This is a genomic window from Thioalkalivibrio sp. ALgr3, from assembly GCF_000377325.1.
Taxonomy (GTDB): Bacteria; Pseudomonadota; Gammaproteobacteria; order Ectothiorhodospirales; family Ectothiorhodospiraceae; genus Thioalkalivibrio.
Genome location: NZ_KB897983.1, coordinates 24689 through 35000 on the forward strand (window position 1 = coordinate 24689; position 10312 = coordinate 35000).

Consider the following 10312-nt stretch of genomic DNA (forward strand, 5'->3'; position numbering starts at 1 on the left):
TCCGCGATGCAAGCCACCCCCCTCCTCGATGCCATCGAGTGGCCTTCCGATCTGCGCGCCCGGCCGGGCGCCGAACTGCCGGAGATTGCCCGGGAGCTGCGCACCTTCCTGATCGACAGTGTCTCGCGCACCGGCGGACATCTGGCCGCCAACCTCGGGACGGTGGAACTGGCGATCGCCCTGCACTACGCCTTTGATACCCCGGACGACCGGATCGTCTGGGACGTGGGGCACCAGGCCTATGCGCACAAGATCCTGACCGGACGGCGCGAGGCCATGGCGACCCTGCGCCAGCACGGCGGACTGGCGGGCTTCCCCAAGCGCGCGGAGAGCGAGTACGACGCCTTCGGCGCCGGGCATTCCAGCACCTCCATCAGCGCCGCCGCGGGCATGGCCCTGGCCGCCCGCCACGCAGGCCTCGACCGGCGCCACGTGGCGGTGATCGGCGACGGCGCGATGACCGCCGGAATGGCCTTCGAGGCGCTCAACCACATCGGCGAGCTGGACTGCAACCTGCTGGTCATCCTCAACGACAACGACATGTCCATCTCGCCCAACGTGGGCGCGATGAACCAGTACTTCACCCGGCTGCTGTCGGGGCGCCTGTACAGTTCGATGCGCGAGGGCTCCAAGCGCATGCTGGAGTTCGTGCCGCCGATGAAGGCGTTCGCCCAGCGCGCCGAGGAGCACATGAAGGGCATGCTGGTGCCCGGCACGCTGTTCGAGGAACTGGGCTTTCGCTATTTCGGGCCGGTCGACGGTCACGATGTCAGCGGTCTGGCCGGCATCCTCAAGAACCTGCGCGGCGGGCACGGACCGCAGCTGCTGCACGTCGTCACCCGCAAGGGCCAGGGCTATGCCCCGGCCGAAGAGGACCCCTGCCGCTATCACGGTGTGTCCAAGTTCGAACCGGAGAACGGTCTCGCCCCCTCCGGTCCGAAGGCACCGACCTACACCGACGTCTTCAGCCAGTGGCTGTGCGACCAGGCGGCGGCCGACGAGCGCCTGCTGGGCATCACCCCGGCGATGCGCGAGGGCTCCGGCCTGGTCGCCTTCTCCGAACAGTACCCGCAGCGCTACTTCGACGTCGGCATCGCCGAGCAGCACGCAGTGACCCTGGCGGCCGGCATGGCCTGCGAGGGCCAGCACCCGGTGGTGGCGATCTACTCGACCTTCCTGCAGCGGGCCATGGACCAGGTCATCCATGATGTCGCCCTGCAGGATCTGCCGGTGCTGTTCGCCATCGACCGGGCCGGCATCGTCGGCGCGGACGGCCCCACCCATGCCGGTACCTTCGACATTGCCCTGCTGCGCAGCGTACCCAACCTGCTGCTGATGGCCCCGGCCGACGAGGCCGAATGCCGCCGCATGCTGGCGACCGGCTTTGCCTGGAACGGCCCGGCCGCGGTGCGCTATCCGCGCGGCAGCGGCCCGGGCACGGAGCCGGGCGACCGTCTGGATCCGCTGCCGGTGGGCGAGGCCGAGATCCGTCGCGAGGCGGGCGCGGACGGTGCGGGGGAACGCATCGCCATCCTGTCCTTCGGCGCCCTGCTGGATACGGCGCTGGAGGCCGGCGAAGCCCTGGATGCGACGGTCGTCAACATGCGCTTCGTCAAGCCGCTGGATACCGCCTGCCTGGCCCGCCTGGCGGCGGAACACGACCGCCTGGTGACGCTGGAGGATCATGCCCGCGCCGGCGGCGCCGGCAGCGCGGTCCTGGAGTGGCTGTCGGCGGAGGGGCTGGACATCCCCTGCCAGACCCTCGGCATCCCCGACCGCTTCACCGAACACGGGCCGCGCGAGACCATCCTCGCCGAATGCGGTCTCGATACCGCCGGCGTGCTGGCAGCGATTCGCCACGCGGCCGGGCAGGAGAATTGCGCCGCACCGGGCGGCCGGCTAGGCTTTGCAGGCTGACAGCCATCTCCCGGCCCGCCGGCCGACCGCTTCCGGAATCCGAACATGAGTGCCCGCTATACCCTGCGCGTCCTGACCGACTTCGCCTCCGCGCACACCCTGCGCGATTATCCGGGGCAGTGCGCGAACATGCACGGCCACAACTGGAAGGTGGAAGCCGAGGTGGAGGCCGAAACCCTGGACGACACCGGGATGGCGGTGGATTTCAAGGTGGTCAAGAATGCCGCACGCGAGATCGCCGGGCAGCTGGACCATCGTTACCTCAACGACGTGCCGCCGTTCGACACGGTCAATCCCACCGCGGAGAACATCGCCCGCTGGTTCTTCCGCGAGATGGCGGAACGCCTGAACCGCCCCGGGCTGCGCGTCAGCGCCCTGACCCTGTGGGAGACCGACCGCGCCTGCGTGCGCTACAGCGAGGACGGCTAGCCAGACACCCGGCTCGCTCCAGCAACCCCTGCGCCACCTACAGGTGGTTGGAAGCGTAATCCGCCAGCCGCGAGCGCTCGCCGCGGGTGAGCGTGATGTGTCCGCTGTGCGTCCATTCACGGAAGCGGTCCACCACATAGGTCAGCCCCGAGGTGGTCTCGGTGAGATACGGGGTGTCGATCTGCGCGATGTTGCCGAGCGCGACGATCTTGGTCCCCGGCCCGGCACGGGTGATCAGCGTCTTCATCTGCTTGCTGGTGAGGTTCTGCGCCTCGTCCAGGATGATGTAGCGGCTGAGGAAGGTACGCCCGCGCATGAAGTTGAGCGAGCGAATCTTGATGCGGCTGGTCAGGATGTCCCCGCTGGCCGCCCGGCCCCATTCCCCGGCCCCTTCGGTGTTGCCGCCGAGGACCTCGAGATTGTCCATCAGGGCCCCCATCCAGGGGGTCATCTTCTCCTCTTCGGTACCCGGCAGGAAGCCGATGTCCTCGCCCACCGGCACCGTCACCCGGGTCATGATGATTTCCTTGTAGGTCCCGTCCTCGAGCGTCTGCGCCAGGCCGGCCGCCAGGGTCAGCAGGGTCTTCCCCGTCCCCGCCGCTCCCACCAGCGAGACGAAATCGACCTCCGGATCCATCAGCAGATTGAGCGCCAGGTTCTGCTCGCGGTTGCGGGCATTGATGCCCCAGACCGTGTGCCGGGGATTCATGTAATCGTCCACCAGCTCGATCACGGCGCTCTCGGCCGGCCGATCCACCTCCAGCACGATGGCACTCAGGGGCTGCTCGCCCTCGCGATAGACGAACTGGTTGGGATGCCATTCCGCAACCAGTGGCCCCTTCACCCGGTAATAGGTCCGGCCGGCCTCCTGCCAGGAATCCATCGCCGCGCCGTGGGTGTCCCAGAAGTCGCCGGGCAGCTCCTGCATCCCCGAGTACAGCAGCGAAACGTCATCCAGCACCTGGTCGTTGTGGTAGTCCTCCGCATGCAGGCCGATCACCGCGGCCTTGATGCGCAGGTTGATGTCCTTGGACACCAGGGTCACCCGAACATCCGGGAGCTCCTCTTCCAGCGCCCGTGCGGTGCTGAGAATGTCGTTGTCGGCCGAAGAGCCCGGCAGCGACTCGGGCAAGTGCGAATTCAGGCTGCGGGTCTGGAAAAACAGCCGGCCATGGCCGCCGAGATCCGAGTCCTCCAGCGACGTCGCGGTCAGCGACAGCCCGGCGACAATCGCTTCGTGGGTGGCCCCGGTCATCAGCTCGTCGATGAACCGGCTCACCTGACGCACGTTGCGCGCCACCTCGGAGACCCCCTTCTTGCCCCGGTCCAGCTCTTCCAGGACCACCATCGGCAGGAAGATGTCGTGTTCCTTGAAACGGAACAGCGCGGTGGGGTCGTGCATCAGGACGTTGGTGTCCAGCACGAACAGATGACGGCCGGGTTCGCGGTCTTCGATCATCGGGCCTCCGGGGCGCAGGGGCAGGGGCAGAAACGCGCTCGATGTCAGCCCGAGAGTTCACGCACCGCGGCGAGCACCTCGTCCACGTGGCCGGGGACTTTCACCTTGCGCCATTCCCGGCGCAGCACGCCGTCCGCGTCGATCAGGAACGTGGAGCGCTCGATGCCGCGCACCTGCTTGCCGTACATGTTCTTCATGCCAATGACGTCGAAGGCCTCGCACAGGCGCTCGTCCGCATCGCTGAGCAGGTCGAACGGCAGCTCCTGCTTGCTGCGGAAATTCTCGTGGCTCTTCACGCTGTCGCGCGAGCACCCGAGGATCACCGCCCCCGCTGCCTCGAAATCGGCCAGACGCTCGGCAAAGTCACGGCTCTCGTTGGTACACCCCGGCGTGTTGTCCTTGGGGTAGAAATACAGGACCACCATGCGCCCGCGGAAATCCTCCAGCGCCAGCTCCCGGTCGCCGGTGGCCGGCAGGCGGATATCGGCAGGTACGGGCTGATCGATCGCAACCGTCATTCTCGTGTCTCCGGTCGGGGACGGGGCGGCATTCAGGCCTTGATCGGCTCCAGCACCCCGTCGAGATTGAGTTCGTCGCAGAAGTCCATGAATTCGCCCCGCAGCGTCGCCAGATGCTGCGCGGCCGGGATGTCGATCACGATGTTCGCCGCGAACATGCGGGCGCCCGTCTGCTGCGCCGTGTAGACGCGACTTTGTACATCCCGCAGGTTGACGCCTCGCGTGGCGAAGAAGTTCGCCAGGCCGTGCAGGAGCCCCGGGGCATCCAGGGCGATGACGTCCACGGCATAGGCCATGGCGGCCTCTCCGGCCTCCTCCAGCGGCCCGCGACGCGCGGTCACCACCAGCCCGCTCTCGCGTTCCAGACGTTCCAGCCGCCCTTCCAGGGTCGCCAGGGTCTTCCAGTTTCCGCTGGCGGTCACCGCCATGCAGGCGTAGCCGGAAAGCACCACCATGCGGCTGGCTTCCAGATTGCAACCGGATTCGGCGACGTGCTGGGTCACCTGGGTCACCAGGCCCGGCCGGTCCGGCCCCAGCAGGCTCAGCACCAGTTCGGTGTGCGTACCGGCCCCGACGACCTCAGCCACGGGCCCGGCCTCCTGCAACCGGCGAGCTGGATGGCGAACGGCAATGGCGCATCGCGTGGATCATGATGCCGGAACATATCACCTCCCCGGGTACAGGCCAACGCGGCGCTTTCTTGAATGCCCTGTCAGTCCCCCGTTAGACTGCACCATTACTTGTCCTGGAGGGGGCGATGTTTCAAGGCAGCATGGTCGCGCTCGCGACCCCGATGCACGCCGATGGCAGCCTGGACTGGCCAGCGCTGGATCGGCTGCTGGAATTCCATGTCGAGTCGGGTACCGACGCCATCGTCGCCGTGGGCACCACCGGCGAATCGGCCACCCTCGATTTCGACGAACACTGCGAGGCCATCGCGCACGTCGTGCGCACCATCGATGGCCGGCTCCCGGTCATTGCCGGAACCGGAGCCAACTCCACCCGCGAGGCCATCGCCCTGACCCGGTGCGCGAAGGAAGCCGGTGCCGATGCCTGCCTGCTGGTCGCCCCCTACTACAACAAGCCCACCCAGGAAGGCCTGTATCTGCATCACAAGGCCATCGCCGAGGCGGTGGACATCCCGCAGATCCTGTACAACGTGCCCGGCCGGACGGCGGTCGACATCCTGCCCGAAACGGTCGAACGCCTGGCCGGGGTGCCCAACATCGTGGGCATCAAGGAAGCCACCGGAAGCAACGAGCGCACCGCCGAGCTGGTCGAACGCGTCGGCAGCCGCCTGGACCTGTTCAGCGGCGAGGATGCCAACGGACTTGCCTTCATGCTGGCCGGCGGCCACGGCGTCATCTCGGTCACGGCGAACGTCGCGCCGCGTCTGATGTCGGAGATGTGCCGGGCAGTGCGCGAAGGCGATGCCGAACGAGCCCGCGAGATCAACCGCCAGCTGGACGGGCTGCACTCGGCCCTGTTCCTGGAGGCCAACCCGATCCCGGTCAAATGGGCACTTCAGCAGATGGGCATGATGGAAGAAGGCATCCGCCTCCCGCTGACACCGCTTTCAGCTCCGTTTCACGCCCCGGTTCTGGACGCCATGCGCCAGGCCGGCATCGAGGTATGAACCGTTCATGACCCGTTTTTCGTCCTTTTCCGCTCGTACGACCGTACGCGCTTACCTGCCCGCGGCGCTGCCGCTGGCCGTCGCCCTCGCACTGGGTACCGCCGGCTGCGCCGGTACCGATGACCGTGGCCCGGTATATCAGGAATCCCGTCAGGCCCCTGACCTTGAGGTTCCGCCCGAACTCAGTGCCCCCGACAGCCGCGACGGCTACCGCGTCCCCGACGCGCCGGGAGAACGCGTCAGCGCCCGCGAGATGCAGCAGCCCGATACCCGACAGACCGGCACACCCGGCGGAACGGGCGCCCTGGCGCCGCGAGCCGGCGAGGTCCAGGTCCTCCCCGAAGACAGCGATGTACAGATCTGGCGTGACGGCGATACGCGCTGGCTGACGGTCGATACCGACCCGGACGACCTGTGGAATCGCCTGGCCGCGTTCTGGGACAGCCAGAACCTGCCGCTGGAACGCAACGAACCGGAAGTTGGCATCATGGAAACCCAGTGGGCCGAAGACCGCGCCGGTATCCCGTTCAGCGGCACCCGCGGTTTCATCGCCCGGACCATTGGCGGTCTCTACGATTCGAACACCCGTGACCGGTACCGCCTGCGCGTCGAACGCGAGGACGACGGTCGCACCGCAGTCTACATCACCCATCGCGGGGCCGAAGAACAGCCCGTGGGCGAAGAACGCTTCCTCTGGGTTTCCCGCCCCTCCGATCCGGAACTGGAGGCGGAAATGCTCAATCGTCTGCGCCTGTTCCTGCTCACCGGCGACCCCGGCGAAGGCGGTCAGCGCGCCGACGAATCCGAGGTCCAGCGGGTGCCGGGCGCTCGCATCGAGAATGTCGGCGACGAACTGGTTCTTCGCTTTGACAGCGAAACGGACCAGGTATGGCGGCACCTCGGCACGCGTCTCGACCGTTCCGGCCTCCTCGTCGACGAACGCGACCGCCGCAGCGGCGTGCACGAAGTCACCTATCGCCCCGACAGCGCCGACGAAGACGAAGGAGGCTTCTTCAGCCGCCTGTTCGGTCGCGGTGACCGCCGCGCAGACACGCGCTACCGGCTCGAACTCTCCGCGGACAACGGCCAGTCCCTCCTGCGTGCACGGGACATCGAGGGCGAACCGCTGGACGAGGACGACACCCGATTCCTCCTCGAACGGATCGAGGAAGGCTTTCGCCGCTGATCACCGAGCACCGGCGCTGTCGGCATGCTGCAATACTGTTCTCTTGGAAGCGGAAGCGGCGGGAACGCACTGGTCGTGCGGGCCCGCCACACCTGCATCATGATCGACTGCGGCTTCTCCGCGCAGGAGGCCGAACGTCGACTCGCGCGCGCCGGCCTGCAGCCGGACAAGCTGGACGCGCTCCTGATCACGCACGAGCACGGTGACCATATCGGGGCTGCCGGGGCGTTCTCCCGACGCCACGGAATCCCCGTATACGCTTCCCACGGCACCCTTCGTGCCGCCCGCGACAATCGCTTCGCCAGCACCCGGGAAATCACCAGCGACTCGCCGATCGAGATCCGCGACCTGCGGGTGATTCCGTTCACCGTCCCGCATGACTCACGGGAACCCACACAGTTCACGTTGTCCGATGGTGACCGCGAGCTGGCACTAATGACCGACGCCGGTCATGTCACGACCCACATGGTCGAGATCGCCGCCCGCGTCGACGGACTCCTGCTCGAATGCAACCACGAACCGGATATGCTCCAGGCCGGCCCGTACCCCGAGCGTCTCAAGGAGCGCATTCGCGGAGGATGGGGCCACCTCCCCAATCACGCGGCGCGTGACCTGCTCCGACGGGCCGATAACCGAAAGCTGCGCTCGCTGATCGGGATGCATCTGTCGACCGACAACAACCATCCCGATCACGCCCGGAAAGCGCTTGCAGAGGGCGTCGGCGCGGCCGCGGCCGAAATGGAACTCGCCACCCAGGAAGAAGGGTTCAGCTGGCGCGAGCTCTAGGGAGCCGCCCCGTGGCTGCCGATGGCTACTTCCGCGATTCGCGCAGGAAATACAGCCCGCCAAGGATCATCACAACGCCCACCACGGTCGCGAACCACCCGCCAAACCCGCCATCCTCACGGGGGGCGATCGGCGAGAAATGGACCTGCTGCCCCAGCAGCGCATACGCCCCCACGGCAATAAGCACCAGGCCCACGACCACCAGGCCACCATCCGTCCGCTTGTTCGCCACAGCCACCTCCCGCCGATCGTCCGGCGTCACACGGGCACACAATCAGGCATAAAAAAAGCCCGACCCCTCGCAAGAGGAATCGGGCTTTCGGTGTAAATGCCTGGCGGTGACCTACTCTCACGAGGGGAGGCCCCTAACTACCATCGGCGCAGAGCAGTTTCACTTCCGAGTTCGGGATGGGATCGGGTGGTTCCTGCTCGCTATAGCCGCCAGGCAAACTGGCTGGACAGCGCTCACTGTCCAAATTCGGAATGCAACTAGGTGATGTGTCAGAAGAGACCAACAACCATTTGGGTGTTATATGGTCAAGCCGCACGGGCAATTAGTACTGGTTAGCTTCACGCGTTACCGCGCTTCCACACCCAGCCTATCAACGTTGTCGTCTTCAACGGCCCTTCAGGGAGCTCGAAGCTCCAGGGAGATCTCATCTCCAGGTGGGTTTCCCGCTTAGATGCTTTCAGCGGTTATCCCTTCCGCACTTAGCTACCCGGCAATGCCACTGGCGTGACAACCGGAACACCAGAGGTGCGTCCATCCCGGTCCTCTCGTACTAGGGACAGATCCTGTCAAATCTCCGACGCCCACGGCAGATAGGGACCGAACTGTCTCACGACGTTCTAAACCCAGCTCGCGTACCACTTTAAATGGCGAACAGCCATACCCTTGGGACCTGCTTCAGCCCCAGGATGTGATGAGCCGACATCGAGGTGCCAAACACTGCCGTCGATATGGACTCTTGGGCAGTATCAGCCTGTTATCCCCGGAGTACCTTTTATCCGTTGAGCGATGGCCCTTCCATACAGAACCACCGGATCACTAAGACCTGCTTTCGCACCTGCTCGACGTGTCTGTCTCGCAGTCAAGCACCCTTATGCCTTTGCACTCGTCGCGCGATTTCCGACCGCGCTGAGGGTACCTTCGCACTCCTCCGTTACTCTTTGGGAGGAGACCGCCCCAGTCAAACTACCCACCACACACGGTCCTCGACCCGGATAACGGGCCTGAGTTAGAACTCCAAACTTGCAAGGGTGGTATTTCAAGGATGGCTCCACCGAGACTGGCGTCCCGGTTTCAAAGCCTCCCACCTATCCTACACAAACAAGCTCAAAGTTCAGTGTGAAGCTGTAGTAAAGGTTCACGGGGTCTTTCCGTCTGGCCGCGGGTACACAGCATCTTCACTGCGATTTCAATTTCACTGAGTCTCGGGTGGAGACAGCGCCGCCATCGTTACGCCATTCGTGCAGGTCGGAACTTACCCGACAAGGAATTTCGCTACCTTAGGACCGTTATAGTTACGGCCGCCGTTTACCGGGGCTTCGATCAAGGGCTTCGCCGAAGCTAACCCCATCAATTAACCTTCCGGCACCGGGCAGGCGTCACACCCTATACGTCCTCTTTCGAGTTAGCAGAGTGCTGTGTTTTTAGTAAACAGTCGCAGCGGCCTGGTCTCTGCGACCTCGAACAGCTCGGGGAGCGAGTCCCGTCACCATCCGAGGCGTACCTTCTCCCGAAGTTACGGTACCATTTTGCCTAGTTCCTTCACCCGAGTTTCCTCAAGCGCCTTGGGATTCTCACCCTGCCCACCTGTGTCGGTTTGGAGTACGGTCTCACGTTAACTGAAGCTTAGAGGCTTTTCCTGGAAGCAGGGCATCAGTGACTTCGCTCCCTTGGGAGCTCGTCATCACATCTCAGGATATGTACCCCCGGATTTGCCTAGGAGTACTCCCTACATGCTTGAACCGGGCACCAACAGCCGGATCACTTAGCCTTCTCCGTCCCCCCATCGCATTAACGCGAGGTACAGGAATATTAACCTGTTTCCCATCGACTACGCATTTCTGCCTCGCCTTAGGGGCCGACTAACCCTGCGCCGATTAACGTTGCGCAGGAAACCTTGGGCTTTCGGCGGATGGGTTTTTCACCCATCTTATCGTTACTCATGTCAGCATTCGCACTTCTGATACCTCCAGCATGCCTCTCGACACACCTTCGCAGGCTTACAGAACGCTCCTCTACCACCTGCAAAGCAGGTCCGCAGCTTCGGTACATGGCTTTAGCCCCGTTAAATCTTCCGCGCAGGCCGACTCGACCAGTGAGCTATTACGCTTTCTTTAAAGGATGGCTGCTTCTAAGCCAACCTCCTGGCTGT

The 10312-nt window shown here is 64.9% G+C and carries 9 protein-coding genes and 2 rRNA genes (1 of these 11 only partly in view); 5 read left to right on the forward strand and 6 right to left on the reverse strand.

What is annotated here, in order from left to right; translation table 11 throughout:
* The first annotated feature begins 6 nt into the window (after nucleotides 1–6).
* Together dxs and queD are read left to right on the forward strand one after the other, a co-directional pair.
* Nucleotides 7–1917, forward strand: coding sequence for a 1-deoxy-D-xylulose-5-phosphate synthase (gene dxs / locus C998_RS0109425; protein WP_018870618.1), 1911 nt, complete (start codon nucleotides 7–9; stop codon nucleotides 1915–1917).
* 45 nt (nucleotides 1918–1962) lie between these two features.
* Complete coding sequence (gene queD, locus C998_RS0109430) at nucleotides 1963–2346, forward strand: 6-carboxytetrahydropterin synthase QueD (protein WP_018870619.1); 384 nt, start codon at nucleotides 1963–1965, stop codon at nucleotides 2344–2346.
* Between the two features lie 37 nt (nucleotides 2347–2383).
* Here the strand turns inward: queD and C998_RS0109435 are convergent, their stop codons facing one another.
* The 3 genes from C998_RS0109435 to C998_RS0109445 are packed head-to-tail and all read right to left on the reverse strand — an operon-like array spanning nucleotide 2384 to nucleotide 4910.
* A complete protein-coding gene (locus tag C998_RS0109435; protein WP_018870620.1) occupies nucleotides 2384–3805 on the reverse strand; it encodes a PhoH family protein in 1422 nt (473 codons plus the stop codon).
* A gap of 44 nt (nucleotides 3806–3849) precedes the next feature.
* Nucleotides 3850–4323 (reverse strand): peroxiredoxin, encoded by a 474-nt coding sequence (locus tag C998_RS0109440; RefSeq protein WP_018870621.1) that lies wholly within the window; start codon nucleotides 4321–4323, stop codon nucleotides 3850–3852.
* A 32-nt stretch (nucleotides 4324–4355) separates the two neighbouring features.
* On the reverse strand, nucleotides 4356–4910 hold the full coding sequence (locus C998_RS0109445; protein ID WP_018870622.1) for a glycine cleavage system protein R: 555 nt from the start codon (nucleotides 4908–4910) through the stop codon (nucleotides 4356–4358).
* Nucleotides 4911–5080: 170 nt separating this feature from the next.
* Between C998_RS0109445 and dapA the strand changes: the two genes are divergently transcribed.
* From dapA to C998_RS0109460, 3 genes are read left to right on the forward strand one after another with little or no spacing between them, the layout of a single operon-like run.
* Nucleotides 5081–5959 (forward strand): 4-hydroxy-tetrahydrodipicolinate synthase, encoded by an 879-nt coding sequence (dapA, locus tag C998_RS0109450; RefSeq protein ID WP_018870623.1) that lies wholly within the window; start codon nucleotides 5081–5083, stop codon nucleotides 5957–5959.
* A 7-nt stretch (nucleotides 5960–5966) separates the two neighbouring features.
* A complete protein-coding gene (bamC, locus tag C998_RS0109455; protein WP_018870624.1) occupies nucleotides 5967–7145 on the forward strand; it encodes an outer membrane protein assembly factor BamC in 1179 nt (392 codons plus the stop codon).
* A gap of 24 nt (nucleotides 7146–7169) precedes the next feature.
* The gene (locus C998_RS0109460; RefSeq protein WP_026279559.1) at nucleotides 7170–7931 is read left to right on the forward strand and encodes an MBL fold metallo-hydrolase; all 762 of its coding nucleotides are present in this window, start codon (nucleotides 7170–7172) and stop codon (nucleotides 7929–7931) included.
* Between the two features lie 25 nt (nucleotides 7932–7956).
* Here the strand turns inward: C998_RS0109460 and C998_RS0109465 are convergent, their stop codons facing one another.
* The 3 genes from C998_RS0109465 to C998_RS0109475 all read right to left on the reverse strand — a co-directional run.
* A complete protein-coding gene (locus C998_RS0109465) occupies nucleotides 7957–8163 on the reverse strand; it encodes a hypothetical protein (protein WP_018870626.1) in 207 nt (68 codons plus the stop codon).
* 98 nt (nucleotides 8164–8261) lie between these two features.
* A 5S ribosomal RNA gene (gene rrf / locus C998_RS0109470) occupies nucleotides 8262–8377 on the reverse strand.
* An 87-nt stretch (nucleotides 8378–8464) separates the two neighbouring features.
* Nucleotides 8465–10312, reverse strand: a 23S ribosomal RNA gene (locus C998_RS0109475) (it continues 1031 nt past the right edge of the window).